This is a genomic window from Rhodococcus sp. SMB37 (assembly GCF_004345605.1).
In the GTDB taxonomy this organism is placed as follows: domain Bacteria; phylum Actinomycetota; class Actinomycetes; order Mycobacteriales; family Mycobacteriaceae; genus Rhodococcus.
In genome coordinates, this window is sequence record NZ_SLVY01000010.1 from 85,762 (window position 1) to 110,584 (window position 24,823).

Consider the following 24,823-nt stretch of genomic DNA (forward strand, 5'->3'; position numbering starts at 1 on the left):
CGGGTGCGGCGAGTCCCGAAGGCCGGGACGGGTCCGTCGTCGGTTCTTCGAGGCATGCACGATACGAGCCGACGGCGGTTTCGCCGACACCGGAATGGTGCTACAACTAGAACACGTTCTAAATAGAAGGTGGTTACGGTGGATTTCGCACGTGACGAGACGCAGGAGGAAGTGGCCGGAGTCGCTGCCGACCTGCTCGGTCGGGGTCTGGGCTCCGACGAACTGTGGTCCGCGCTCGCCGGTGCGGATCTGCTTTCCCTCGCATTGCCCGAACGGCTCGGAGGTTCCGGACTCGGAGTCGCCGAGGCTCTCACCGTCCTCACCGAGGTCGGCCGCGCTGCGGCATTGGTGCCGGCGCTGCCCACCATCGGATTCGGCGTGCTCCCCGTGCTCGCGCTCGCGACCGACACGCAGCGGGACGCACTGCTGAGTGACGTTGCCGCCGGCGGCGTGCTCACCGCCGCGCTCGCCGAGCCCGGCCGGCCCTTTCCGCAGGCACCCTCCGCCACGGCCGTCGAGGCGGACGGCGGTGTCGCGGTCACCGGATCGTTCGTCGCAGTGCCCTACGCGGATCGGGCGCGGAGCATCCTCGTTCCCACTTCCGCCGGTGTCGTCGCCGTGGCTTCGGACGCTGACGGAGTCACCCTGCGGGAGAGCCCCACCTCGGCGCACACCCCCGAATTCTCCGTCCGGCTCGAGTCCGCGGTCGGCACCCGGCTCGGGTCCGGCACCGACGCGGCGTCCGACCTCGAGACCCTGTACAGCCTCGCGACCGCCGCGATCGCCGCGTACGCCGATGGACTACTCACCGGCGCAACCGAACTCACCGCCAAGCACGTGAGCGAACGCCACCAGTTCGGCAAGCCGCTCGCCACCTTCCAGGCCGTCGCGCAGCAGATCGCCGACGTGTACGTCACCGCCCGCGCCCTGCACGTGGCGGCCCTGTCGTCCATCTGGCGGGTCTCCGAGGGGCTCGACGCCGCAGACGATCTCGACGTCGCCGCCTACTGGATCGCCGCGGAGCTGCTCCCGGCGATGCGCGTGCTGCACCACCTGCACGGCGGCATCGGCGTCGACGAAACCTATCCGATGCACAGATATTCGTCGACAGCCAAGGATATTGCGAGGCTGCTCGGCGGCGCTTCGTACCGACTCGACCTCGTGGGGGCCCGGTGTTCATCGAACTGACAGAAGACCAGCGCGCACTGCAGAACGAACTGCGCAGCTACTTCTCCAACCTGATCTCACCCGAAGAGGCCGAGATCATGCGGACCGAGCGGCACGGACCCACCTATCGTGACGTGATCCGCCGCATGGGCAAGGACCGCTGGCTCGGTGTCGGCTGGCCCACCGAATTCGGCGGTCACGGCTTCGGCGACGTCGAACAGCAGATCTTCGCCAACGAGGCCGTCCGCGCCGACGTGCCGCTGCCCAGCGTGACGCTTCAGACCGTCGGCCCGACCCTGCAGGTGTACGGCACCGACGAGCAGAAGCAGAAGTTCCTGCCCGCGATCCTCGCCGGTGAGGTCCACTTCGCCATCGGCTACTCCGAGCCCGAAGCCGGCACCGACCTCGCGGCGCTGCGCACCACTGCGGTTCGCGACGGCGACGAGTACGTGATCAACGGCCAGAAGATCTTCACCACCGGCGGCCACGACGCCGACTACATCTGGCTCGCCGCCCGCACCGGGTCCGCGGATTCCCGCCACCGGGGCATCTCCGTGTTCATCGTCGACACCAGCGACCCCGGATTCAGCTGGACCCCGATCATCACCGCCGACGGCGCCCACCACATCAATGCCACGTACTACAGCGACGTGCGTGTGCCCGCAAGCATGCTCGTCGGTGAAGAGAACAAGGGCTGGCGCCTGATCACCACCCAACTCAACCACGAGCGCGTCATGCTCGGACCGGCCGGCAAGGTCGCGGGCATCTACGAACACCTCCTCGACTGGGTGCGCGAACACAAGCTCACCGACGAACCCGACGTACGCCGCGCACTCGGCGAGATCCACGCGACGTACCGGCTCAACGAACTGCTCAACTGGCAGGTCGCCTCGAGCGACAGCGACGCCGTCGACATCGCCGACGCCTCGGCCACCAAGGTCTTCGCCACCGAACGCATCCAGCGGGTCGGCATGCTCGCCGAAGAGATCGTCGGACGCCACGGAGACCCCGCCGACCCCGACACCGGCGCGCTGCTCGGCTGGCTCGACATGCAGGCCAAGCGGAACGTCGTCATCACCTTCGGCGGCGGCGTCAACGAGGTGATGCGGGAATTGATCGCAACGGCCGGTCTCGGGATGCCCCGGGTGCCGCGATGACGGAGGCGAACACCATGAGTACCCCCGACGAGATCCTCGCCGCCGCAGACGGCGTCCGCGCCGACGGCCCGTCCGCTCCGCGCGCGGGCCGTGACCCGGTGAACCTTCCGATGATCCGCAACTGGGTCGAGGCACTCGGCGACGACAACCCCATCTACACCGACGAAGCCTCGGCCCTCGCCGCCGGCCACGGCGGTCTCGTTGCGCCTCCCGCGATGGCACAGGTGTGGACGATGCGCGGCCTCGGTGCCGAACGCGAGAAGGACGATCCGCTCGGCCGGATGACCGACATCCTCGACGAGGCCGGCTACACATCGGTGGTCGCGACCAATTGCGACCAGACCTACCACCGCTACCTTCGCCCCGGCGAAGAGGTGACGATCGAGTCCACACTCGAGGACGTCGTCGGGCCCAAGAAGACCGGACTCGGTGAGGGCTGGTTCTTCACCACCCACAACATCTGGAAGGTCGGCGACGAAGCGGTCGCCGAGATGAGCTTCCGCATCCTGAAGTTCGCACCCCCCGCCGCAGATGGCCGAACGTCACCTTCGGTCAGTTCGACTGACTCGGGGTCACCTTCGGCCACAGCGCAGCCGGTACCGGAGGATCTCGATCCGACTCGCATGCTCCGCCCGTCCGCGTCGCACGACACGAAGTTCTTCTGGGAAGGTGTCGCCGAGCACGAACTGAGGGTCCAGAGGCGCCCCGACGGCTCACTGCAGCATCCGCCGGTCCCCGCGCTGTGGCTCGACAAGAACGAGACGACCGACTACGTCGTCGCGACCGGTCGCGGCACCGTCTTCAGCTTCGTGGTGCACCACGCGCCGAAGGCGCCCGGACGGCAACTGCCGTTCGTGGTTGCGCTGGTGGAACTCGATGAGGGTGTACGCATGCTCGGCGAGCTGCGCGGTGTCGATCCGGCCGACGTGAAGATCGGAATGTCCGTACAGGCAACATATCTCGATTTCCCCGGCGACGACGAGACCGGCGGAAGCCCGTGGACTCTCTACGCCTGGCAGCCCCGTGAGGAGGACGCGTGAGCACACCCGCGACGACGGTGGGGGAGAAGCTCCCACCCCTGTCCATCCACGGCGACCCGACCTTCGTGATCTCGACGGCGTTGGCCACCAGAGACTTCCAGGACGTCCATCACGACCGCGACCTCGCACAGCAGCGCGGCTCGAAAGACATCTTCGTCAACATCCTCACCGACACCGGACTCGTCCAGCGGTACCTGACCGACTGGGCCGGACCGCGTGCCGTCGTCAAATCCATCTCTCTGCGCCTCGGTGTCCCGTGGTACGCGTACGACACGCTCACGTTGAACGGCACCGTCGCCGACATCGACGACGACGGTGTCATCACCCTCGACATCGTGGGTAGCAACTCGCTCGGCAACCACATCGTCGCGAAAGCCACGTTCCTCGCAGGTGAGGGCGCATCCGAAGGAGGGGCCGCATGAGCGGGCTGTCGCGTAAGGCTGCGATCGCCGGAATCGGCGCGACCGATTTCTCCAAGGACTCCGGTCGCAGCGAACTGCGCCTCGCCGCTGAAGCAGTGACCGATGCCCTCGACGATGCCGGACTGTCGCCGTCCGATGTCGACGGCCTGGTCTCCTTCACCATGGACACCAACACCGAGGTCGCAGTCGCGCGTGCGGTGGGCATCCCGAGCCTGAAGTTCTTCTCCCGCATCCACTACGGCGGCGGGGCTGCGGCCGCGACGGTGCAGCAGGCCGCGATGGCCGTCGCGACCGGTGTCGCCGACGTCGTCGTCGCCTACCGCGCATTCAACGAGCGTTCCGGCGCCCGCTACGGACAGGTCAACAGTGCCCTTGCGACCCAGGTGAATTCGTCGGGTACCGACAACGCGTTCTCCTACCCGCACGGCCTGAGTACCCCCGCTTCGTTCGTCGCGATGACCGCGCAGCGCTACATGCACGTCACGGGCGCCACCAGCGCCGACTTCGGTGCTGTCGCGGTGGCCGACCGCAAGCACGCGGCGACGAACCCGAAGGCGTTCTTCCACGGTAAGCCGATCACCCTCGAGGATCACCAGAACTCACGCTGGATTGCGGAGCCGCTGCATCTCCTCGACTGCTGCCAGGAATCCGATGGTGGGGTGGCGCTGGTGATCACGACACCCGAGCGCGCCAAGGACCTGAAGCAGACGCCGGCGATCATCACGGCGGCGGCACAGGGTAGCGGCCCGGATCAGTACATCATGACGAGCTACTACCGGGACGGGCTGACGGGCCTGCCCGAGATGGGCATCGTCGGCAACCAGTTGTGGGACCAGTCGGGTCTGACCCCGCAGGATGTGCAGACCGCGGTGCTCTACGACCACTTCACCCCGTACGTGCTGATGCAGCTCGAAGAGCTGGGCTTCTGTAAGCCCGGCGAAGCGAAGGACTTCATCGCCGACGGAGGAATCGAGCTCGGCGGGCACCTGCCGCTCAACACGCACGGCGGCCAGCTCGGCGAGGCCTACATCCACGGAATGAACGGAATCGCCGAGGGTGTTCGTCAGATTCGTGGTACCTCTGTCAATCAGGTGGATGCCGTCGAGAATGTGCTCGTCACCGCGGGGACCGGTGTTCCGACGTCCGGGCTGATGCTGGCGCGGCCCTGACCGGTCGCACCCTGCGATCACTCAACCGAGAGGGACTGTTTCATGAGCAACTTCGAAGGCAAGGTCGCGTTCGTCACCGGAGCCGCCCGCGGCCAGGGACGCTCGCACGCGCTCGCATTCGCGGAGGCGGGAGCGAACCTCGTCCTGTGCGACCGCTGTGAGGATTCGCCCGTGGTGCGGTATCCCCTCGCCACCGAGGACGATCTCGCGGAAACGGTACGTCTGGCCGAGGCAGCCGGTGCCAAGGTCGTCTCCGAGAAGCTCGACACCGCAGATCGCGCAGCGATGGACCGGCTCGTCGCACGTGCTCACGACGAGTTGGGCCGCATCGACATCGCGGTCGCCAACGCCGGTGTGTCGACGGCGGCGCCGGTCCAGTCGATGCCGCAGGCCATGTGGGACGAAACGATCTCGTCGAACCTGACGGGTGTGTTCAACACGATCGCCGCCGTGTCGCCCGGAATGATCGACCGCGGCTACGGACGGATCGTCACGATCTCGTCGATGCTCGGGCGCGCCGGCAACACCAACATGGTCGCCTACGGCGCATCGAAGTGGGGTGTCATCGGACTGACGAAGAGTGCCGCACTGGACCTCGCGCAGAACGGGATCACCGTCAACGCCATCGCACCCGGCAACATCTCCACCCCGATGATCCACAACGACGCGCTCTACGGCATGCTCCGCCCCGATCTGGAGAACCCCACCGCCGACGACGTCGCTCCGGTCTTCGCGTCGCTGCATGCGCAGCCCGTGCCGTGGCTCGAGCCCGCCGAGATCACCCGCGCGGTGCTGTTCTTCTGCGACGAGGCCGCCGCGCACATCAGCGGAACCGTCCTGCCGATCGATGCGGGGAACGCCGCGCGCGTCACCGGCTAGCGAGTTCGGGACCGGCTCCGCTCTGCGGGGTCGGTGCCGACGGCATGTGTCGGTAACCGACCCGTTCCGAACAGCGCGGCGACCGCGAGCAGGGCGGTCACACCGAATGCCACCTGCAGGGCCTCGAGCCGCGCATCGCTGTTGACGGCGACGACGGCGTCGCGCGTCTGCTCGTCCAGACCTGCCGCGACCAGGGCGCCGTCGAGTTCGGTATTCGACAGGAACGGCACGCCCTGTGCGATCCGAGTGTCGGCCTGCTGCTGGACGACCGCCGGGATCTCGGGGTTGTCTTCGATCCCCGTGGCCACCGAGGTGGAGAGGGTGGCGATGAGGATCGATCCGATCAATGCCGTGCCGAGCGACGCGCCGAGGTTGGTAGCGGTGTTCTGCACGCCACCGACCTCGGCGCTCTGCGACTCCGGCACCGCCGACACCGTGATCGCTCCGAGCTGTGAGGACAACGCCCCGAGCCCGAGACCCATGAACAGCATCGGGATCGCGACGACGGCCGCCGTCGCGCCGGGATCCATTCCCGCGGTGAGTACGACGATCCCGATGATCATCGACGCGAGTCCGAATCGCACCACTCGCCGGGGATTCGCGTGCGGCCAGAGCTTGGGGATACCTGCCGCGGCGAGAACGAGTGCGAGCGAGAGCGGGAGGATCCGCACACCCGTCTCGAGGGCGCTCAACTCCAGCACCACGGACAGGAACAGCGGCACCGAGAAGAACACCCCGGCCTGAACTGCGAACTGGGCGAAGAACATCGTCAGTCCGCCGGTGAGCTGACGGTTCTCGAACAATGCCGGATCGATGAGTGGATCGCGCCGCTTCGCGACCAGCGCGTGCTGCCGTCGCATGAACACGTAGAGGATCAGCAGACCGCCGAGGATCAGCCAGATCACGGGGGACACACCGATGACCTCCGGGCCGGTGGGCGTGGCGATCACCCAGCCCCATTCGCTCGACCGCAGTACTCCGTACACGACCATGGCCAGCCCCACCACCGACGTGACCACGCTGGGGACGTCGATCGACACCGGCGACGCCGGAACATCCTTCACCTGCCGCAATACGAGCAGGATCAGCGCAACCACGACGACCTCACCGAAGAACACATACCGCCACGACGCGAACGTCGTCACCGCCCCACCGAGTAGGGGACCGACAGCGACGGCCATCGCACCGGCTGCCGCAACGAGGCCGTACGCTGCTGCGCGCCGTTCGGGTGGGAAGTTGGCTGCGACGAGTGACACGATCGCCGGCATGATCAGCGCAGCGCCGATCCCTTCGAGCAGCGACCACCCCACCAGCAGGATCACCAGGTTCGGGGCGAGGCCGGTGACGAGCGATCCGACCGCGTAGATCACGAGGCCGACGGCGAACGCCCTGCGGCGCCCGAGCGCGGTACCGACCTTGCCGCCCGTGATCATCAGAGAGGCCATCACCAGCGTGTACAGGGTGATGGCAGTCTGAATTCCGGTGATCGTCGTGCCGAGATCCTGCGCGACGGTCGCCATCGACACGTTCATCACCGAACTGTCGAGTGTCATCAGGAATTGTCCCGAGGCCAGTACCGCCAGGACGAGTGCGGAGCCCGAACGCACTTCCGGACCTGATCTACGACTCTTGCCCATTGTCGAACCGGCTTCCGACTCCAGAAGTGACCCGCGCAGTAGAAGACAAAACTACAGCAGAACCGGAGCTCGATGGCGAGACCCGCAAAATCGGTCGCAGTGTGTCGGTGTCCCGGTGCACACTGGGCGAGCAACCCACATCCAGGAGAGAACTCATGGCTGATGCCATCGTTGTCGAAGGATTGATCAAACGGTTCGGGGGTCTCACCGCGCTCGACGGTATCGATCTCCGCGTCCCCGAGGGCACGGTCACGGCGCTGCTCGGCCCCAACGGCGCCGGGAAGACCACGGCGGTTCGTGTGCTGACGACGCTGCTCGTCCCCGACGGCGGCCGCGCCGAGGTCGCCGGTTTCGATGTCGTCGCCGACTCCGCAGCGCTGCGCACACAGATCGGTGCCTCGGGCCAGTACGCCGCGGTCGATGAATATCTCACCGGGTACGAGAACCTCGAAATGGTAGGGCGCCTTTACCACCTGGGCGCCAAACGGAGCCGCGAGCGGGCACGCGAGCTGCTCGACCAGTTCGACCTCGTCGACGCAGGCGACCGCCCCGTGAAGACCTACTCCGGTGGTATGCGGCGCCGGCTCGACCTCGCCGGTGCACTGGTCGCCGAGCCGCCTGTGCTGTTCCTCGACGAGCCCACCACCGGCCTCGATCCCCGCGCCAGGCTCGGCCTGTGGGACATCATCGAGAAGCTTGTCGAACGCGGCACCACCCTGTTGCTCACCACGCAGTACATGGATGAGGCGGAACGGCTCGCCGACCGGATCGTCGTGATCGATCGGGGCACCATCATCGCCCGCGGCACCGCCGACGAACTCAAGTCACTCGTCGGCGGTGAACGCATCGAGCTCCTCGTTCCCGACCCCGGGCAGGTCGAGACGGCACGCTCCGCGCTCGCCGAACTCGCGGCCGGCGACATCCGGATCGAATCCGGTCGGGTGATCGTGCCCGCCACCGGCGGAACCGAACTGCTCGTTGCGGCACTGGGACGGGTCGCAGAGGTCGGCGTCCGGGTCACCGACGTCACGCTACGCAGGCCCACCCTCGACGATGTGTTCCTCACCCTGACGGGCCACGAGGCGGAGGAGAAGATCGAGGAGTCGGCGTCGTGAATACCTTGCAGATGACCGCCTCCGACGGTCTGACCATCGCAAAACGCAACATCATCAAGATCAAGCGCGTTCCGGACCTGATCGTCTTCACGACGCTGTCGCCGATCATGTTCGTGCTGCTCTTCGCGTACGTGTTCGGGAGCGCGATCCAGATTCCCGGCACTTCGTACCGGGAGTTCCTCATCGCCGGCGTGTTCACTCAGACCGTGATCTTCGGTGCCACGTGGACGGGCCTCGGCATGGTCGAAGATCTGCAGAAGGGCATCATCGACCGATTCCGGACGCTGCCGATGGCACCGTCCGCGGTGCTGATCGGCCGTACCTCCACCGATGTGCTCATCAACATCGTGAGCTTGGTAGTCATGTCGCTGACCGGCCTGGTGGTCGGCTGGCGTATCAATTCGTCGCCCCTCGAGGCGCTCGCCGGCTACGTCCTGCTGTTGCTGTTCGCCTATGCGTTATCGTGGCTCATGGCGGTGGTGGGCATGTGGATCCGCACGCCCGAAGTGTTCAACAATGCCAGCTTCATGGTGATCTTCCCGCTGTCGTTCATCGCCAACACATTCGTCGACACGTCGCAGATGCCGCCTGTGCTGCGCACGTTCGCCGAATGGAACCCGGTGTCGGCAGTGACGCAGGCCGTCCGCGAGTTGTTCGGCAACACCAATCCGATGATGCCGGTACCCGAGGTGTGGCCGCTGCAGAACCCCATCATTGCGTCACTGATGTGGACTGCTCTGATGCTGGTTGTGTTCGTGCCGTTCGCGATCCGTCGCTACAAGAAGGCAGTGAGCCGATAGAAGGAACCGAGCCGCTGGCGCTCCCACGCAGTGGGGAGCGCCGTGTAACAGCTCATTGCCCGCGCTGTGCGGCCCATCCGTTGATCGCGGTCGCGAACTCGGTCGACGCGGGCAGCAGTGCCGGGCCGTCGGCGATGCCGGCGGGCAGCGGGCCGAGTTCTTCGAGGGTGTGGTTGGCCGTGGTGAAGTGCCCGAACTGCAGATCGGTGTGTTCGAGCGAGACCCGCAGCGGCTCGATCTGATCGCAGGTGATGTTGAGGTCCTTGTCGGAGCACGTCAGCAGGACCGGAGTGCCGGCCGGCAGCGATGCGGCGAGGACCGGAGGATCGAGCGCGTCGGCCTCGGCCAGGAACGTCGCTGTGAACTCGTTGAAACCGAACTGCTGCATGATCGGGCTCATGCCCTCCGGGACGGTGCCGGTGCTGCGAAGTGAATCGACGGCGCGGGGAATGTCGTTGCGCAGTGCGTCGGTGTCGGCTTCGGAGAGCTGTCCCGAGTTCGCGAGCGACTCGAGCTGGCCACTCAGCAGGTCGAGGTAGCGCATCGACAGCGGTGCGAGCAGCCCGTAGCCGTCGCCGACGCCGCGCTCTGCGAGCGCCAGTGTGGTCAGGCCGCCTTCGCTGTGGCCCAGGACGAGGATGTCGTCGACTCCGAACCCGGTGCGCTCCGAAAGGAGCTCGGCAGCGGCCTGAGCATGGTCGACCTGATCGGTGAATCCGTAGACGTTGCCGGTCTCGGGTGCGTACGAGCCGAGTCCGGTGGCGCCCGCGCCGATCTTGTCGAAGCGCAGGCTGGCGATGCCCTGGGCAGCGAGCGACTCGGAGACGCGAAGCAGGGTGTCGGCCACCATCATCGGTGCCTGGTTGCCGTTTCGGTCGGTGACTCCGCTGCCCGGCAACAGCAGCGCGGCGCCCTTGACCTCGCCGTCGGGACTGCGCAGGCTGCCGTGGAAGGTGGTTCCGGAAGCGTCGAACGTGACTTCGGTGTCGGAGCCGGACGGTGCGATGACGGATCCGGTGTCGGGCAGTGCCGACGCGGTACCCGTGAATGTCGCACCGCCCGCGACTACGAGCAGGGGAATCGTCGCTGCACCGATCACACTTCGAAGGCCTCGCATGATTGCGAACCCTAACAAACCTCGCGCACCTTCACCGGGTAGGGCCGAGTCCGGTCAGGGAAGCAGCCGGTCGATGAAGGTGTTGCTGTAGACCCGGTGTGGGTCGAGCCGGTTGTACACCGATCGTGCAGTGTCCCAGTTCTCATCGGCCGGAACACCTTCGCGATAGGTATCGGGCAGGCCCTGGGTGATGATGTGGTCGTCCGTATACGGCAGTTCGGGTCCGAACGCCCAGCCCTTCGACCACTCGGGACGGAAAGTCGAATCACCGCCGTTGTAGCGCTGGCGCATCCACTGCTCCATCTCGCGATAGAACGCGAACATTCCCGGGGTGCCCGGAACACCCAGCACATTCAGCCAGATCGCGGTGTCCCACTCGGGTTTGTCCGGGCGCGGACGCGTCGCTGCGATCGTCGGCGGGCCCGCAGACGGCACGCGCACATCGGACGACTGATCGAGACCACAACAACGAATCTCGACGGGACCGTTGAGCGGATACTGGCCGAGTCCGCGATAGTGCTCGATCCGTTCGTTGAACCACTGGGTGAAGTCATGGATGACGTTGGCGATGTTGGCGCGGTTGGTCAGTACTGCGCCACCGCCCTCGGTCAGTCGCAGCGTGGTCGCCTTGATGTAGAACTGCAGGTCCTTCGACCAGCCCCAGATGTCCGACGACGCCGTCGCGGCGAGGCCCGCAACGGTCACGCCGTAGTAGGTCTGGCCGAAAAGCGGGGCAATCTGGGGGTTTCCACCCGTCAGTTGCCCGAGCAGATCGGTGATCGGCTCGGGAACGTTGTCGGAGAACGGGTAGTTGTAGGGTCCGGTGACCTCGCGGGACTCGGCCGGTTTCTCCGGCGCGAGCGACCACACCTTCATCCACGGCTTCTCCGTGAACGGATACCAGATGGCCTCGGCCCGGCCCGTACTGCTCACGAACGATTCGAATGTCCGGCCCGAAGTTCCTGCAGGAGCGAACAGTTCGCGCCAGTCGATGTCGGTGTAGCTCTGGCATCGCATCCGGTAGTTGGGTCCGGCCTGGAGCGTGACCGACGTCAGGAACGTTCTACCGAGGTGCGTCAGAAGCGCAGTGATATCGGGGTCTGCGCGGGTGAAGGTACGCAATGCATACCTGCTGCCGTCCCACACGACTGCGGTCAGTTCGGTGACGAGGTTGCTCAGCGAACCGAAAGTATGTCCCGGAACATTGCCTTCGCCGTCGGCTGGAAGCGCTGCCCCGTGGGCATTGACCGCAAGCGATCCTGCGATCGTCAGGACACCCGGTGCGGGCAGGTTCGCGAACCCGAGTCCGTGAGCCTGCAATGCCGAGGTGATCGCATCGAGTGTGGCGCCCGGCCCGGCCGTCACGGTCGCCGGGTCGCCACCCGGATTCACGCTCACGGAGTTCAGATGAAGCATGGTGTCGGCGAGGATCACCCGGTCGACCGGAGCACCGTTGACGATCGTAAGTGGCGTCCATCCGTGCATCGCACCTCGTGGCCGGATGGTGTATCCGTTCTCGTGGGCCCAATTCGTCAGCCGCACTACGTCATCGGCGTTGTTCGGTGCGCATGTCCAGATCGAGTCCAGCATGATCTCTTTGGACCAGTTCTGATACGCCTGCTGGTACAGATCGATGCCCTCGGGGAATGACGGCGGCGCCGGAAGCGTCGCGTCGGAAGATCCGAACGGAATCGCGTGCGCGGGTGTCCAGCCGCCGACAGCGGTCGCGGCCAGAGCGCCGGCGCCGACGGCGAGGAAGCCCCGTCGGGACAGACGCGGAGCGGAATCTCGAATAGTCATGTATTAGAGCATCTTTCCGGGAGGGTGGAACTCACGCGATGGTGAGCACCACATCGGCCAGGGCTGGTGCAAGGTCTCGGTCTGCGACCGCGACAGTGGCGACGAGCTGATTCCCGCTCTTCCACACGCGTACGCGCAGCGTCTCACCTGGGAACACGACGCCGGCGAACTTGGCACGGAACCCGGCGACACGTGTCGCGTCGGAATCGAGGAGGTGGTCGGTGATCGACTTGCACATCGTGCCGTAGGTGCACAGACCGTGGAGAATCGGCGCCGGGAACCCCGCGGCCTTCGCGAATTCCGGATCCGAGTGGAGAGGGTTGCGATCACCGCAGAGGCGGTACAGGAGCGCTTGCTGAGGCAGCGTCGGGACGTCGAACTCGGTATCCGGGTCGCGGTCGGGCAGTGCGACGGCCTCCGACGGTCCGCGTTCGCCGCCGAAGCCGCCTTCCCCGCGTGCAAAGATCGACGACCGGGCGGTCCACAGCGGGTTCCCGTCGAGATCCTCGGTGACGGATTCCTGCACGATGACCGCGGCCTTGCCCTTGTCCCATACCTCGGCGATACGAGTGGTGGTGCGGCCTTTGCCGGATGCCGGGATGGGCGCGTGGACCTTCACCTCCTGGCTGCCGTGCACGACCTTCGCCAGATCGATCTCGACACCGGGGAAGGACACCTTCGGCGGTTCCGTGTCGTGGAATGTCGCCGCCACTGTCGCGAATGTGGGGAGTACCTGGGGATCACCGTCGCGCAGGTAGCGCAGCTCGCCGGTATCGGTGGGGCGGGCGCCTGCACCGAGTCCGAGATTGTAGAGCTGGACGTCGCTGCTGCTCCACGAAAATTCCTGGATCGGGAGCGATGCGCCGAGGGCGACTGAGGGGTCGATGGGCACGGGGGTCCTTTCTTCACGACCGGGCCGCACTTCGGCGCCGGGTGGGCGCAGCCTAAGCGTGATCGGCGGTATCGGCGACGGTGTCTTCCGCTGAATGGGCCCCGTTCCTGCGGAGGATATCGAGCACAGCGAGGTAGCCGAAGGTCATCGCGGGTCCGATAGTGGCGCCCGGACCGGCGTAGGTGTGGCCCATCACGGGGGAGCTCACGTTGCCGGTCGCGTACAGGCCGTCGATGACAGTGCCGTCCTCTTTCAGGACGCGGGCATCGACGTCGGTGACGAGACCGCCCTTGGTGCCGAGGTCGCCGGGAACCACCTTGATCGCGTAATACGGCGGTTTGCCGATCACCGCGAGGCTCGGGTTGGGCTTGTTGCGGGGATCGCCGTAGTAGTGATCGTATTTCGACTCGCCGCGACCGAAGTCCTCATCCTTGCCGGACCGGGCGAAACCGTTGAAACGCTCGACGGTGTCGGTGAGTGCAGACGCCGGAACGCCGATCTTCTCGGCGAGCTCGCTGACGGTGTCGGCCTTGACGATCACCCCTGCCTTGAACCACCGCTTCGGGAACGGCTGCCCGGGCGTGATGCCGGCAAAGGTGTACCGATTGCGGTAGCGCTGATCGAGGACCAGCCAGGCCGGGATGTTGTCGCCCGGCCCGTCGCCGCGGCCGTGCTTCCCGCCGTACATGGCATGGGTGGCCTCGACATACGGAGCGGATTCGTTGACGAACCGCTCGCCTGCGCTGTTGACCATCATGCAGCCGGGAAGACTGCGCTCGGACAGCGCGAACCACGGGCCGCCCGTGAGAGGGAACGACGGGCCCCACCAGGCGTCGTCCATGAAATCGACTGCGCCACCGACGGCTTGGCCCGCGCGGATACCGTCGCCGGTGTTGGCTTTCGCGCCCACCGACCACTCGGTGCCGATCGGCTGTCGCTGGTACCGCTCGCGCATCTCCGCGTTGTGTTCGAACCCGCCCGTGGCGAGAATGACGCCCTTGCGGGCGCGGAGGGTGCGTTCCTCACCGCCGGCCTCGACACGCACTCCGCGCACCACGCCGTCCTCGACGACGAGATCGGTCAAAGCGGTCTCGAGCAGCAGGGGTACACCGGCGTCACGTAGACCGATGCGCAGTCCGGCCATCAGTGCCTGGCCGCGGACCAGCAGATTCTTCTTGGTGATCTTGGCCCAGACGAATCGTGCGCCGACCTTCGCTGCGCGCAGTGGGCCGCGCGGGTTGCGCATCAGGAGGTTGAGCCATTTGTAATCGGCTTGGGTGATGACGAAGTTCGGCGGCGCCTTGACGTAGTCGGGTTCGAGGAGCGTCAGGTCGCTGCCGAGACGATTGCCGTCGAACGGCTTCGGTTCCACCGAGCGGCCACCGGCCCGTCCGCCGGGAGCCTCGGGATAGTAGTCGGAATATCCTGGAACCCAATCGAGTTCGAGAGCGCTGTTCTTCTGGATGAACGACAGCATCTCTGGTCCGCGGTCGATGTAGGTGTCGATGCGCTCGGCCGGAACGACGTCGCCGATGATGCTGTGGAGGTAGGTGCGTGCGGCTTCCGGAGTGTCCTCTACGCCCGCGGCCTTCAAGGCGTCGTTGTTGGGGATCCACACGCCGCCACCGGAGCGCGCGCTCGAGCCGCCGTAGTGGGGTGCCTTTTCGATCAGGACGACGCTTGCGCCCTTGTGGGCGGCGGTGATCGCGGCGGTCATGCCGCCGGCGCCGCTGCCGACGACGACGATGTCGTACTCCTGCTCACTCATGTAGAACACGTTATAGAACTACGGTGCCCGGAGTCCATCCCTTCCGGGTAAATCGCGCTTATCCGCCGGGTGTTCTGAATCGGAACTCGTTCCAATGGGCCGTGTGGGCGGCATGGCAACCAGACAGGTGGTCGCTGCCGGCTGATTCGATGAAGGCACCATGGATCCCGCTCATTGCGTAGTGGCGCCCATTCGAAATATCGAGAAGCGGAACGACCCGCGAACGGGACCGGCGAGCTGGGTGTGACTTCAGTGAGCGGCAGTGCCACTCCGGGACGAGTGCTACTCCGGGACAGGAACCGTTCCGTCGATCACGGCTTGCTCGATGCTGGCCCGCAGGTTCGGGCATCCTTCGCGCGGTGTGATCGATGTGCCCGTGTCTGCGGCGTCAACGCGTAGGACCGGGCATACGGCGTCCGGGTCGTCCTGCCACTGCACACTCGTGTGCCGGTAGCTGTTCTTGCGTACGAGGACGCACGTGCCGCACTCGCGACACGCGACTTCGTTCAGGCCGGAGTCGAGATAGTTGATCTTGTCTATTGCGGTCTGGGCTGCGATGGCCTCGACCCGGTCGGGGCGATCGGCGAAATCCGGGGACTTCGCCCATTTGGCTTCTCGGGTCGAGGCGCTCATGTCAGACCTCCGCTTCCTGCTTACGTTTTTCCTCTTCGGCAGCCTTGCGCTCGAGGTTCTCGGCGACTTCCTTCTCCCAGGCCTCGTTGGCCTTGACGGTGTCGACCTCGAACTCGAAGCGTCCGGTCATCTTGTCGGTCACGTCGGCGATGTCGACGTAGAACTGCTCGTACCAGCGACGCAGCTGGTAGACCGGACCGTCTTCTTCGCACAGCAGCGGATTCTCGATCTTGGTCTTGTTCTTCCAGATCTCGACGTCCTGCAAGAACCCTTCGCCGACGCCCTCGGTGAGTTTGGCGGCAAGCATGTCGGTTTGCTCGGCGTTCATGCCCGTCGGCTTCTTGACGATGATGCCGTACTGCAACATGAACGAGTCATGCGTGATCGGGTAATGACAGTTGATGAGCACCGATTCGGTCTCGTAGCCGCCGTAGTTGTTCTTCAGCGGGTTGATCATGTACGACGGGCCGTAATACGCCGCGTACGACTCGAGTTTCGACTCCATGCCGTACTGGGTGGCCATGCCCTTGTCCGGGCGTCCGCGGGTGTTGAGGTACTGCTCCGCGACGTGTCCTTCGAAGACGTTCTTGAAGAACGTCGGGAAGGCGTAGTGGATGTAGAAGAAGTGCGCCATGTCGACGACGTTGTCGATGATCTCGCGGCAATTGGACCCCTCGATGAGGATCTGATGCCACGTCCAGTCGGTCCACTCGTCGGTCCCGTACTGCTCGAGTTCGGGAATGGTGACGTTCTCCGGCGGCTTGTTGCCCTCCGGGTCGTTCCACACGAACAGCTGACCGTGCTTCTCCATCGTGATCCACGCGCGAGTGCGGGCGAGTGGGGGGACGCGACGCGCGTAGGGGATATCGGTGCATTTGCCGTTGCCGCCCCAACGCCAGTCGTGGAACGGGCACGCGATCGAATCGCCCTTGATCTCGCCCTGCGACAGGTCGCCACCCATGTGCCGGCAGTAGCCGTCGAGCACCTTGATCTCGTCGTTGCTGTCGGCCCAGACCACGAGTTTGGTGCCGAAGGCCTCGACGGAGTGTGGCTTGCCGTCCTTGAAACTGCGACTCAGTCCGAGGCAGTGCCAACCCCGCGCGAACCGGGTCCGCGCCTCTCCGACGTCGATCTCGCGAATCTGTGCCATGTCCGCTCACTTCCTTCCGGATCTCTTAGTAGAACACGTTATAGAATTTCGTCCGCGACCGAAAGGGAACGAGGACTTTGGTCCCCGTGGAACCTGTGATGCCACCGAACTCGTCCGGTCTCGACACAAATAAGAACATGTTCTAGTCTCGAACCAAGCGATCAATTCCTGAACAGACGGGAGCGTCCAGTGGGTGACCACGACAGCCACGAGGTACTGCAGCGGATCGACGCTCTGCTGCCCAGCCTGCGGGAACGCGCGCAGGAAGCCGAGGATCTTCGCCGCATCCCCGATAGTTCGATCAAGGCGCTTCAGGAGTCCGGCTTCTTCAAACTTCTGCAACCGGCGCAGTGGGGTGGATACGAAGCCGACCCCGTCACCTTCTACACCGCGGTGCGCACCATCGCGAGTGCCTGCGGATCCACCGGCTGGGTGTCCGGAATCATCGGTGTCCACAATTGGCACCTCGCACTGTTCGACCAGCAGGCGCAGGAAGACGTCTGGAGTGAGGACGCCGATGTGCGCATCTCCTCGTCGTATGCGCCGATGGGTGCAGGCGAAGTCGTCGACGGCGGCTACAAGGTCAACGGTGCTTGGGCCTGGTCGTCAGGCAGCGAGCACGCGACCTGGGTCGTCGTCGGAGGACCGGTCATCAAGGACGGGCGTCCCGTCGACTTCGGTAGCTTCCTGATACCGCGCTCGGAATACGAGATCGACGACGTGTGGAACGTGGTGGGGCTGCGTGGAACGGGCTCGAACACCATCGTCGTCAAGGATGTGTTCGTTCCGCGACACCGTTTCCTGAGCTTCAAGACGATGAACGACCTGGCCTCGCCCGGGCTCGAGCGCAACACTGCGCCGGTCTACAAGATGCCGTGGGGAACCATCCATCCCACGACCATCTCCACACCGATCGTCGGTATGGCGTACGGGGCCTACGACGCCCACGTCGAGCACCAGGGCAAGCGTGTGCGCGCCGCCTACGCGGGGGAGAAGGCCAAGGACGACCCGTTCGCGAAGATCCGCATCGCCGAGGCATCCAGCGACATCGACGCCGCGTGGCGTCAACTGTCGGGCAATGTCGCCGACGAGTACGCCTACCTCCTCGAAGGCAAGGACGTTCCCATCGAGCTCCGCCTGCGCGCACGCCGCGACCAGGTTCGCGCAACCGGTCGCGCCATCGCCTCGATCGACCGGCTCTTCGAGAATTCGGGTGCCACCGCCCTCGCCAACGGCACGCCCATCCAACGCTTCTGGCGCGACGCACACGCCGGTCGTGTGCACGCTGCGAACGATGCCGAGCGCGCATACGTGATGTTCGGCGGCGCCGAGTTCGGACTTCCGCTCACCGACACGATGGTTTGAGGACCGCCCATGACTGCAACGCAAGAGATCACCTACGAATCGACGTCCCGCTTCGCGCAGGTCCGCGACGATCTGCGTCTGCACTACCACGAGGCCGGCGTCGGGAACGACACGACGATCGTGCTGCTGCACGGCGGCGGCCCCGGTGCCTCGGGCTGGTCCAACTTCTCGCGCAACATCCCGGTGCTCGCCGAGAAGTTCCATGTCATCTGTGTCGATCAGCCCGGCTACGGCAAGTCCGACAAGCCCACCGAGCACCCGCAGTACTTCGTGCACAGTTCGACCGCGCTGAAGGACCTGCTCGACCACCTCGGTATCGAGCGGGCGCACCTGCTCGGAAATTCCCTCGGCGGCGGCGCCGCAGTGCGTTTCGCCCTCGACTTCCCCGACCGCGCGGGTCGGCTCGTCCTCATGGGCCCGGGCGGGCTCAGTGTCAACCTGTTCGCCCCCGACCCGACCGAGGGGGTGCGCAATCTCGGCAAGTTCAGTTATCGGCCGACGCGCGAGAATCTCGAAGCCTTCCTGCGAATCATGGTGTTCGACCAGTCGCTCGTCACCGAGGAACTGATCGACGAGCGGTTCGAAGCCGCCAGCGCTCCCGAATCTCTCGCTGCTGCAAAGGCAATGGGAAAGTCGTTCTCCAGCGCCGATTTCGAACTCGGCATGCTCTGGCGCGACGCCTACAAACTCCGGCAGCGCGTCCTGCTCATCTGGGGGCGTGAAGACCGCGTCAATCCGCTCGACGGCGCGCTCGTGGCACTCAAGATGATCCCGCGCGCGCAGCTGCACGTGTTCGGCGGCTGCGGACACTGGGCACAGCTCGAGAAGTTCGAGGAATTCAACCGGATCACCGCGGACTTCCTCACGGACGGAGGAAAGTGATGACGATCCGCTCCCTCGCATATCTGCGTATCGGCGCGACCGACGTGGCCGCGTGGCGCGACTACGGCCTCAAAGTGCTGGGCATGGTGGAGGGCAAGGGTACGAATCCCGACGCCCTGTACCTGCGCATGGATGATTTCCCGGCTCGTCTCGTCATCGAGCCGCACGACACCGATCACCTGCTGGTGTCGGGCTGGGAGACCGCGAACGCCGGCGACCTGCAGTCGGTGCGCGACAACCTGTCGGCCGCCGGTGTCCCGTTCAAGGAGGGCACCGCCGAGCAGATCGCCGACCGCCGCGTCGACGAAATGATCGTGTTCCAGGACCCGTCCGGCAACACGCTCGAGGCGTTCCACGGTGCCGCGCTCGAACACCGCCGCGTCGTCAGTCCCTACGGGCACCGGTTCGTCACCGGTGAGCAGGGTCTCGGGCATGTCGTGCTCTCCACCCGCGATGACGAGGAGTCGCTGCGCTTCTATCGCGACGTCCTCGGCTTCCGCCTGCGCGACTCGATGCGGCTGCCCCCGCAGATGGTGGGCAGGCCCGCCGACGGTAAGCCGGCATGGCTGCGGTTCTTCGGATGCAACCCGCGCCACCACAGCCTCGCGTTCATGCCGATGCCCACCTCCAGCGGCATCGTGCACCTGATGATCGAGGTCGAGAACTCCGACGACGTCGGACTCGGACTCGACCGGGCGCTGCGCAAGAAGGTCAAGATGTCGGCGACACTCGGCCGCCACGTCAACGACAAGATGCTCTCGTTCTACATGAAGACACCGGGCGGATTCGACGTCGAATTCGGTTGTGAAGGACTGCAGGTCGAGGACGAGGGCTGGATCGCCCGGGAATCGACCGCGGTGAGCCTGTGGGGGCATGACTTCTCGGTGGGGTTCCAACAATGAATGCCCCCACAGCCGGCGACGCCGGTGCGTTCGAACAATCGAAGGGGGTCGCGTCCCTCGACCCGAGGACGTTCCGTACCGTCCTCGGGCAGTTCTGCACCGGCGTCACCATCATCACCACCGTCGATGACGGCGCGCCGGTCGGCTTCGCGTGCCAGTCGTTCGCGGCGCTGTCACTCGACCCGCCTCTCGTCCTGTTCTGTCCCACGAAGCAGTCCCGTTCGTGGTCGGCGATCGAACGAAGCGGGCGATTCTGTGTGAACGTGCTCGCCGAGGATCAGCAGGATGTGTGTGCCCGCTTCGGGTCGCGGGAGCCGGACAAGTTCGCCGGCGTCGAGTGGGCGTCGTCTCCGCTCGGATCTCCGATCCTCGCCGGATCGCTCGCGCACATCGACTGCACCGTCGAGACCGTGCACGACGGCGGTGACCACTGGGTGGTATTCGGTCGTGTCGCCTCGTTGAGCGAGGTGCACGACGAGCTGGAACGGCCGCTCCTGTTCTACCGCGGTCAGTACACGGGGATCGAACCGGAGAAGACGACCCCGGCCCCGTGGCGCGATGACCTCGAAGCGTTTCTCACGACGGTGTCGGAGGACACCTGGCTCTGATCGCTCGACCGCGTGCCGTGCACGTCGAGGGTCTGCCGGAGCCGACCTGATCCAGCGCTTCCACTGGGCGGGAAAATGATGTCGCCGGTCATTCCCGGGACGCACTGTGAGCCTTGTCACGACGAAAGGTTCACGATATGTCTCCGCACAACCCACCGGATCCCTTCGACCCGGCACAGCTGGGGCCGGTACGGCTGCGCAACAGAATCATCAAGGCAGCCACGTCCGAGGGGCGGTCACCCGACGGCCTGGTCACGCAGGATCTGATCGACTTCCATGTGGCTTACGCACGAGGCGGAGTGGGTCTGACCACGGTGGCCTACTGCTGTGTGAGCCCGGAAGGCGCCAGTGCGCCCGGCCAGATCCTCATGACCAGGAACGCAGTCCCGGGTCTACAGCGCCTGACCGAGGCCGTCCACGCCGAAGGTGCTGCGATCTCGGCCCAGCTCGGACACGCGGGTCCGGTGGCATCCAAGAAGATCACCGGAGTCACCGCGATGGCGCCGAGCAGGATGGTCAACCCGACCGCGCTGGAATACTGCCGCGCGATCTCACGACGTGAAATAGCCGGCGTCGTCGAATGTTTCGCGGACGCAGCAGAAATCGCTGTCGACTCCGGGGCGGATTCGACGCCGTCGAACTGCACTTCGGCCACAATTATCTGCCCAGCTCGTTCCTGAGCCCCCTGTTCAATCGACGCCGCGACGAATACGGCGGCAACATCGACAACCGATCCCGCTTGGTCCGGGAAATCGCGGATGCAGTGCGCACACGTGTCCGTGACGTCATCGCTGTCACGGCCAAGATCAGCATGGACGACGGAATCCGCGGCGGGATCGGGGTGTCGGAATCGCTGCGGACCGCGCAATTGCTCGATGCGGACGGCACCTTGGATGCACTCGAGCTGACCCAGGGGTCGTCGGTGGTGCGTCAGATGTTCCTGTTCCGTGGGGACGTCCCGGTGGACGACTTCGCGGCCGTGATGCCCCAACCGCGGAAGACCGGTGTCCTGCTCCTGGGAAAGAAGATCCTCGGGGAGTTCCCCTATCACGACCTCTACATGCTGGAATCCGCGCGGCAGTTCGTTCCGTTGATGAAGAACACCAAGCTGATCCTGCTGGGCGGCATCACCGACTTCGATCACATGTCCACCGGGATGGCTGAGGGATTCGACTTCGTCGCCATGGGCCGTGCTCTGCTTCGTGAGCCGAATCTGGTGGAGGCGATTCGAAGCGACCGATCCAAGCAGACGTATTGCACGCATTGCAATCGATGCATGTACACCGTCTACGGGCGTACGCACTGTGTTCTCGACCCCACATCGGCGTTCGGCGCTGTCGATTCCGCCAGGGTGGCCAGTGGTGAGGTTATCGCAGGCGTCGACGAACTCGCGGCGTCGGTAGGGGGATCCGCATGCCGGGACTGAGAGGGCGAGTGGCGCTGATCACCGGAGGCGGCCAGGGCGTCGGGCGGGGGATTGCTCTGGCGCTGGCGTCGCGCGGTGTCCGTGTGGCGCTTGCAGGTCGCACCCGAGGGAAGGTCGAGGCGGCTGCCGAAGAGATTCGGGGTCGCGGCGGCGACGCCCAGGCGTTTTCGTGTGATGTCACTGTCGCCGACGAGATCACCGCACTCGTCGACGCCGTCGTCGACCATTTCGGTGCACTGTCGATTCTCGTCAACAATGCCCAGACCACCTTCAATGGAACGCTGTTGGATGTGTCCGAGGAGCAGTACAGCTCGGTGATGGATTCAGGGCCCCGAGCCGCGTGGAGAATCATGCGAGCGTGCCACCCACATCTGAAGGGCGACGGCACCATCGTCAACCTCGGGTCGGCCGCGGGCGTCCGATGGGACCCTTCGGGGTACGGCGTCTACGCTGCGGCCAAGGAAGGCATCCGATCGTTGACCCGAGCGGCCGCGTGCGAGTGGGCGGGGGACGGGATTCGCGTCAATGCCGTTCTGCCCCTTGCTTCGTCGCCGGCTCTCGCCGAATGGGCCGAGGATCGTCCGGACGAGGCCGAGGAGTACCTCCGAACGGTACCGTTGCGACGATTCGGGGACCCCGAACTGGACATCGGAGCGGCTGTCGCGTTCCTGTGCAGCGACGAGTCCAGCTTCATCACAGGACATTCCCTCCCCGTGGACGGTGGACAGGTCCTGATGCGGTAGACGGGACCACTGCTACCGGCGGGCGGGCCGCGTCGTGAGTTCGCGTCCTACTCGCGACTCGACCTGCAAACGACGTCCGGCTGTTCAGGCCGGTCGTCTCGACATTCGACGAATATCCCAACATTGCTGTCTCAACGATTCCGAGGAGTTCTCATGGCGAATGCACTCGACGACGGTGCGCCGACGGTCGATGACCGCGGGTGGACACCACGGCTGATTTTCTCGCTTGCATCGATGGTGCTGGTTCTCGAGGTGCTCAGCGTCAGTTACATGACGGTGTCGATGGCACTTCCGGCCATCACCACTCAGTTCCACACCGACCAAGGTGCGTGGCTGATCACCGCTTTCCTGCTGGTAGGAGCGGTCACCGCCCCGCTGGTCGGCAAGCTCGCCGACATGTACGGCAAACGCACACTGCTCCTCTGGTGCATCGTGATATCCGTTGCCGGAACACTGCTGTCGGCGGTCGCGATGAACTACGCTGTGATGATCGCCGGGCGTGCCCTGGGCGGAATGCTCGTCCCTTGTCTCTTCCTGACGTACTCGCTCATTCGTGATGTGTTCCCGCCCAAGATTGTTCCGCTTGCAGTCAGCATCTCCACTGCTGGAATGGGGTTGATCACCGTGGCGGCGCCGTTCCTCGCCGGGTGGCTCATCGATGGGTTCGGTTGGCGCAGTGTCTTCTGGTTCTTCGGCGCGATCCTCACCGTTCTCGTCGTCCTGATCCTCCTCAGCACGTCCGAGACCACTGTCCGCCTGCGGTCCAGAGTGGACTTCATCGGTGCCGCCCTGCTCGGCGCGGGACTCGCCGGTGTTCTGATCGGGGTCAGCTTCGGGCCGGCGTGGGGCTGGTCGGCGCCGTCCACGATCATCTTCCTGCTCGGTGGTGTCGCCCTCGTCTGCGGGTGGTACGCCACCGCGAAGCGGATGCCCGAACCGCTGATCAGTCTCGACATCCTCGGACGGCGTCCCGTGCTGTTCACGGTGATTGCGGCCGGCAGCGTCTACGGCATCGGTGCCGTGTACTCGATGATCCTGCCCATAATGACCATGACTCCCAGCACTTTCGGGCTCGGCTACGGATTCGGGCTCGATGCGGAAGGCTACGCACTTTTCCAGGTGCCGCTCGGGGTCATGACGATGGCCGGGGGCATCGTTGTCGGTACGCTCTGCGGCCGGGGTGTCCCGCCTCGCTCCCTGCTCTTCGCCAGCATGGTGTGCATGGGTCTCGGAGCCGTGCTGACGGCCATTCAACACGACAGCAAGTCCACGCTGTTCGTATTCGCTGGGCTCGTCGGTCTGGGAATGGGGCTCGGCTACGCAGCGATCCCCAACCAGCTCATCGGTACGGTGCCGGCGCAGTTGCAGGCCTCGACGGCCAGCATTGCTGGTGTCGTGCAGAGTTTGATCTCCGCGGCGCTGCCGGTGATCGTCTTCGCGGTCATGAACAACTCGTTCGTCGCGGACCTGTCAGCGGACGTCACGGGGGGAGCGGTCGCGTACAGCGACGGCGGGTTCGTCGCCGCATTCGTCATCACGGCGGTCACGGCCGTCCTCGGCGTGGTGGCAGTGTTCGCGATCCCTCGACACTTCGACCCGATCACCTTGCCCGACGAGGCGGGGAACAGGGGCGGTGGCATTCATGCCGAGCGGGTCGAAGCATCCTGACGTTGTCGCGTGAAGCCTGGGATGACCGGGTGAGGTTTCGTTACGCCGATCACGGGTGCGCGAGGTAACGCCGGCGGGCGATTGTGAAATCATCCTGTGATCGGGCATAAATACTCCCCGACGTGCGTTGTGCTCTACCATCGGTCAACCAAGCCCTGGTGTAGCTACCAGAAGTCCACGAATGGGAGGAGCCCATGGCAACCGACTACGACCGCCCCCGGGTCGAACAGAACGAGGAATCGCTCGACATCTTGGCCCCCGGCCGCAATACCGCGCAGGCCGCGGTCGCGGACGTCGAGGAATCCGACACGGCCGAATCGTTCGAGCTGCCCGGCGCAGACCTGTCGGGTGAGGAGCTGACGGTCCGCGTAGTTCCCCGTCAGGCAGACGAATTCACCTGCACGCGTTGTTTTCTCGTTCAGCACCGCAATCGCATGGCCGATCCGTCGGAGAACATCTGCATGGACTGTGCCTGAGAGTTCA

Annotated in this window: 22 protein-coding genes and 1 pseudogene; 16 read left to right on the forward strand and 7 right to left on the reverse strand. The window is 65.3% G+C overall.

Annotated elements, in window-relative coordinates; translation table 11 throughout:
* The first annotated feature begins 138 nt into the window (after positions 1-138).
* Genes EV641_RS17035 through EV641_RS17060 form a run of 6 tightly spaced genes read left to right on the forward strand, consistent with a single transcriptional unit; the run spans position 139 to position 5,834 of the window.
* Positions 139-1,188, forward strand: coding sequence for an acyl-CoA dehydrogenase family protein (locus EV641_RS17035; protein ID WP_132473246.1), 1,050 nt, complete (start codon positions 139-141; stop codon positions 1,186-1,188).
* The gene (locus EV641_RS17040) at positions 1,173-2,324 is read left to right on the forward strand and encodes an acyl-CoA dehydrogenase family protein (RefSeq protein ID WP_132473248.1); all 1,152 of its coding nucleotides are present in this window, start codon (positions 1,173-1,175) and stop codon (positions 2,322-2,324) included. The genes EV641_RS17035 and EV641_RS17040 overlap by 16 nt, the downstream gene beginning before the upstream one ends.
* The gene (locus tag EV641_RS17045; protein WP_132473250.1) at positions 2,321-3,364 is read left to right on the forward strand and encodes a bifunctional MaoC family dehydratase N-terminal/OB-fold nucleic acid binding domain-containing protein; all 1,044 of its coding nucleotides are present in this window, start codon (positions 2,321-2,323) and stop codon (positions 3,362-3,364) included. The genes EV641_RS17040 and EV641_RS17045 overlap by 4 nt, the downstream gene beginning before the upstream one ends.
* Positions 3,361-3,786: a MaoC family dehydratase gene (locus EV641_RS17050; protein WP_054720659.1), complete on the forward strand. Its 426-nt coding sequence runs from the start codon at positions 3,361-3,363 to the stop codon at positions 3,784-3,786. The genes EV641_RS17045 and EV641_RS17050 overlap by 4 nt, the downstream gene beginning before the upstream one ends.
* Positions 3,783-4,955: a lipid-transfer protein gene (locus EV641_RS17055; RefSeq protein ID WP_132473252.1), complete on the forward strand. Its 1,173-nt coding sequence runs from the start codon at positions 3,783-3,785 to the stop codon at positions 4,953-4,955. Before EV641_RS17050 ends, EV641_RS17055 begins: the two co-directional genes overlap by 4 nt.
* 42 nt (positions 4,956-4,997) lie before the next feature.
* A complete protein-coding gene (locus tag EV641_RS17060; protein WP_132473254.1) occupies positions 4,998-5,834 on the forward strand; it encodes a mycofactocin-coupled SDR family oxidoreductase in 837 nt (278 codons plus the stop codon).
* Here the strand turns inward: EV641_RS17060 and EV641_RS17065 are convergent.
* Positions 5,831-7,471 carry an MFS transporter gene (locus EV641_RS17065; RefSeq protein ID WP_054714831.1) on the reverse strand — a complete coding sequence of 547 codons (1,641 nt, stop codon included), beginning with the start codon at positions 7,469-7,471 and terminating at the stop codon, positions 5,831-5,833. The two genes, EV641_RS17060 and EV641_RS17065, sit on opposite strands and share 4 nt — an antisense overlap.
* A gap of 155 nt (positions 7,472-7,626) precedes the next feature.
* Between EV641_RS17065 and EV641_RS17070 the strand changes: the two genes are divergently transcribed.
* Positions 7,627-8,586 (forward strand): ATP-binding cassette domain-containing protein, encoded by a 960-nt coding sequence (locus tag EV641_RS17070; RefSeq protein WP_132473256.1) that lies wholly within the window; start codon positions 7,627-7,629, stop codon positions 8,584-8,586.
* 11 nt (positions 8,587-8,597) lie between these two features.
* Positions 8,598-9,386 carry an ABC transporter permease gene (locus EV641_RS17075; RefSeq protein ID WP_199233288.1) on the forward strand — a complete coding sequence of 263 codons (789 nt, stop codon included), beginning with the start codon at positions 8,598-8,600 and terminating at the stop codon, positions 9,384-9,386.
* 52 nt (positions 9,387-9,438) lie between these two features.
* Here the strand turns inward: EV641_RS17075 and EV641_RS17080 are convergent, their stop codons facing one another.
* The 6 genes from EV641_RS17080 to EV641_RS17105 all read right to left on the reverse strand — a co-directional run bounded on the left by EV641_RS17080 (position 9,439) and on the right by EV641_RS17105 (position 16,746).
* Positions 9,439-10,503: an alpha/beta fold hydrolase gene (locus EV641_RS17080; protein ID WP_241997308.1), complete on the reverse strand. Its 1,065-nt coding sequence runs from the start codon at positions 10,501-10,503 to the stop codon at positions 9,439-9,441.
* Between the two features lie 54 nt (positions 10,504-10,557).
* A complete protein-coding gene (locus EV641_RS17085) occupies positions 10,558-12,303 on the reverse strand; it encodes a cholesterol oxidase substrate-binding domain-containing protein (RefSeq protein WP_132473258.1) in 1,746 nt (581 codons plus the stop codon).
* 31 nt (positions 12,304-12,334) lie between these two features.
* A complete protein-coding gene (locus tag EV641_RS17090; protein WP_132473260.1) occupies positions 12,335-13,195 on the reverse strand; it encodes a MaoC/PaaZ C-terminal domain-containing protein in 861 nt (286 codons plus the stop codon).
* A gap of 52 nt (positions 13,196-13,247) precedes the next feature.
* Complete coding sequence (gene kstD, locus EV641_RS17095) at positions 13,248-14,963, reverse strand: 3-oxosteroid 1-dehydrogenase (protein ID WP_199233285.1); 1,716 nt, start codon at positions 14,961-14,963, stop codon at positions 13,248-13,250.
* Positions 14,964-15,245: 282 nt separating this feature from the next.
* Positions 15,246-15,596 carry a hypothetical protein gene (locus EV641_RS17100; RefSeq protein WP_132473264.1) on the reverse strand — a complete coding sequence of 117 codons (351 nt, stop codon included), beginning with the start codon at positions 15,594-15,596 and terminating at the stop codon, positions 15,246-15,248.
* A 1-nt stretch (position 15,597) separates the two neighbouring features.
* Positions 15,598-16,746, reverse strand: a complete 1,149-nt coding sequence (locus EV641_RS17105; protein WP_132473266.1) for a Rieske 2Fe-2S domain-containing protein — start codon at positions 16,744-16,746, stop codon at positions 15,598-15,600.
* A gap of 189 nt (positions 16,747-16,935) precedes the next feature.
* Between EV641_RS17105 and hsaA the strand changes: the two genes are divergently transcribed.
* The 8 genes and pseudogenes from hsaA (at position 16,936) to EV641_RS17145 (ending at position 24,816) form a co-directional block, all read left to right on the forward strand.
* Entirely contained in the window at positions 16,936-18,111 is a 1,176-nt protein-coding gene (gene hsaA / locus EV641_RS17110) for a 3-hydroxy-9,10-secoandrosta-1,3,5(10)-triene-9,17-dione monooxygenase oxygenase subunit (RefSeq protein ID WP_132473268.1), read from the forward strand.
* Between the two features lie 9 nt (positions 18,112-18,120).
* Positions 18,121-18,993 carry a 4,5:9,10-diseco-3-hydroxy-5,9,17-trioxoandrosta-1(10),2-diene-4-oate hydrolase gene (gene hsaD, locus EV641_RS17115; protein ID WP_132473270.1) on the forward strand — a complete coding sequence of 291 codons (873 nt, stop codon included), beginning with the start codon at positions 18,121-18,123 and terminating at the stop codon, positions 18,991-18,993.
* On the forward strand, positions 18,993-19,895 hold the full coding sequence (hsaC, locus tag EV641_RS17120) for an iron-dependent extradiol dioxygenase HsaC (RefSeq protein WP_132473272.1): 903 nt from the start codon (positions 18,993-18,995) through the stop codon (positions 19,893-19,895). Before hsaD ends, hsaC begins: the two co-directional genes overlap by 1 nt.
* Positions 19,892-20,503, forward strand: a complete 612-nt coding sequence (hsaB, locus tag EV641_RS17125; RefSeq protein ID WP_132473274.1) for a 3-hydroxy-9,10-secoandrosta-1,3,5(10)-triene-9,17-dione monooxygenase reductase subunit — start codon at positions 19,892-19,894, stop codon at positions 20,501-20,503. Before hsaC ends, hsaB begins: the two co-directional genes overlap by 4 nt.
* A 137-nt stretch (positions 20,504-20,640) precedes the next feature.
* Positions 20,641-21,929 (forward strand): annotated as a pseudogene (locus EV641_RS17130) (NADH:flavin oxidoreductase).
* Positions 21,917-22,672 carry an SDR family oxidoreductase gene (locus tag EV641_RS17135; protein ID WP_054714107.1) on the forward strand — a complete coding sequence of 252 codons (756 nt, stop codon included), beginning with the start codon at positions 21,917-21,919 and terminating at the stop codon, positions 22,670-22,672. The pseudogene EV641_RS17130 and the gene EV641_RS17135 overlap by 13 nt, the downstream one beginning before the upstream one ends.
* Before the next feature lie 153 nt (positions 22,673-22,825).
* On the forward strand, positions 22,826-24,340 hold the full coding sequence (locus tag EV641_RS17140; RefSeq protein WP_132473276.1) for an MFS transporter: 1,515 nt from the start codon (positions 22,826-22,828) through the stop codon (positions 24,338-24,340).
* Positions 24,341-24,534: 194 nt separating this feature from the next.
* On the forward strand, positions 24,535-24,816 hold the full coding sequence (locus tag EV641_RS17145) for a DUF4193 domain-containing protein (protein ID WP_132473278.1): 282 nt from the start codon (positions 24,535-24,537) through the stop codon (positions 24,814-24,816).
* The last annotated feature ends 7 nt before the right edge of the window (positions 24,817-24,823 follow it).

What these genes read in the sequence shown, in the direction of transcription:
- EV641_RS17045 (WP_132473250.1), top strand. Translation starts at nt 2,321, where the DNA reads ATGACGGAGGCGAACACCATGAGTACCCCCGACGAGATCCTCGCCGCC.
- EV641_RS17055 (WP_132473252.1), top strand. Translation starts at nt 3,783, where the DNA reads ATGAGCGGGCTGTCGCGTAAGGCTGCGATCGCCGGAATCGGCGCGACC.
- EV641_RS17060 (WP_132473254.1), top strand. Translation starts at nt 4,998, where the DNA reads ATGAGCAACTTCGAAGGCAAGGTCGCGTTCGTCACCGGAGCCGCCCGC.
- EV641_RS17065 (WP_054714831.1), bottom strand. Translation starts at nt 7,471, where the DNA reads ATGGGCAAGAGTCGTAGATCAGGTCCGGAAGTGCGTTCGGGCTCCGCA.
- EV641_RS17070 (WP_132473256.1), top strand. Translation starts at nt 7,627, where the DNA reads ATGGCTGATGCCATCGTTGTCGAAGGATTGATCAAACGGTTCGGGGGT.
- EV641_RS17075 (WP_199233288.1), top strand. Translation starts at nt 8,598, where the DNA reads ATGACCGCCTCCGACGGTCTGACCATCGCAAAACGCAACATCATCAAG.
- EV641_RS17080 (WP_241997308.1), bottom strand. Translation starts at nt 10,503, where the DNA reads ATGCGAGGCCTTCGAAGTGTGATCGGTGCAGCGACGATTCCCCTGCTC.
- EV641_RS17085 (WP_132473258.1), bottom strand. Translation starts at nt 12,303, where the DNA reads ATGACTATTCGAGATTCCGCTCCGCGTCTGTCCCGACGGGGCTTCCTC.
- kstD (WP_199233285.1), bottom strand. Translation starts at nt 14,963, where the DNA reads ATGAGTGAGCAGGAGTACGACATCGTCGTCGTCGGCAGCGGCGCCGGC.
- EV641_RS17100 (WP_132473264.1), bottom strand. Translation starts at nt 15,596, where the DNA reads ATGAGCGCCTCGACCCGAGAAGCCAAATGGGCGAAGTCCCCGGATTTC.
- EV641_RS17105 (WP_132473266.1), bottom strand. Translation starts at nt 16,746, where the DNA reads ATGGCACAGATTCGCGAGATCGACGTCGGAGAGGCGCGGACCCGGTTC.
- hsaD (WP_132473270.1), top strand. Translation starts at nt 18,121, where the DNA reads ATGACTGCAACGCAAGAGATCACCTACGAATCGACGTCCCGCTTCGCG.
- hsaC (WP_132473272.1), top strand. Translation starts at nt 18,993, where the DNA reads ATGACGATCCGCTCCCTCGCATATCTGCGTATCGGCGCGACCGACGTG.
- hsaB (WP_132473274.1), top strand. Translation starts at nt 19,892, where the DNA reads ATGAATGCCCCCACAGCCGGCGACGCCGGTGCGTTCGAACAATCGAAG.
- EV641_RS17135 (WP_054714107.1), top strand. Translation starts at nt 21,917, where the DNA reads ATGCCGGGACTGAGAGGGCGAGTGGCGCTGATCACCGGAGGCGGCCAG.
- EV641_RS17140 (WP_132473276.1), top strand. Translation starts at nt 22,826, where the DNA reads ATGGCGAATGCACTCGACGACGGTGCGCCGACGGTCGATGACCGCGGG.
- EV641_RS17145 (WP_132473278.1), top strand. Translation starts at nt 24,535, where the DNA reads ATGGCAACCGACTACGACCGCCCCCGGGTCGAACAGAACGAGGAATCG.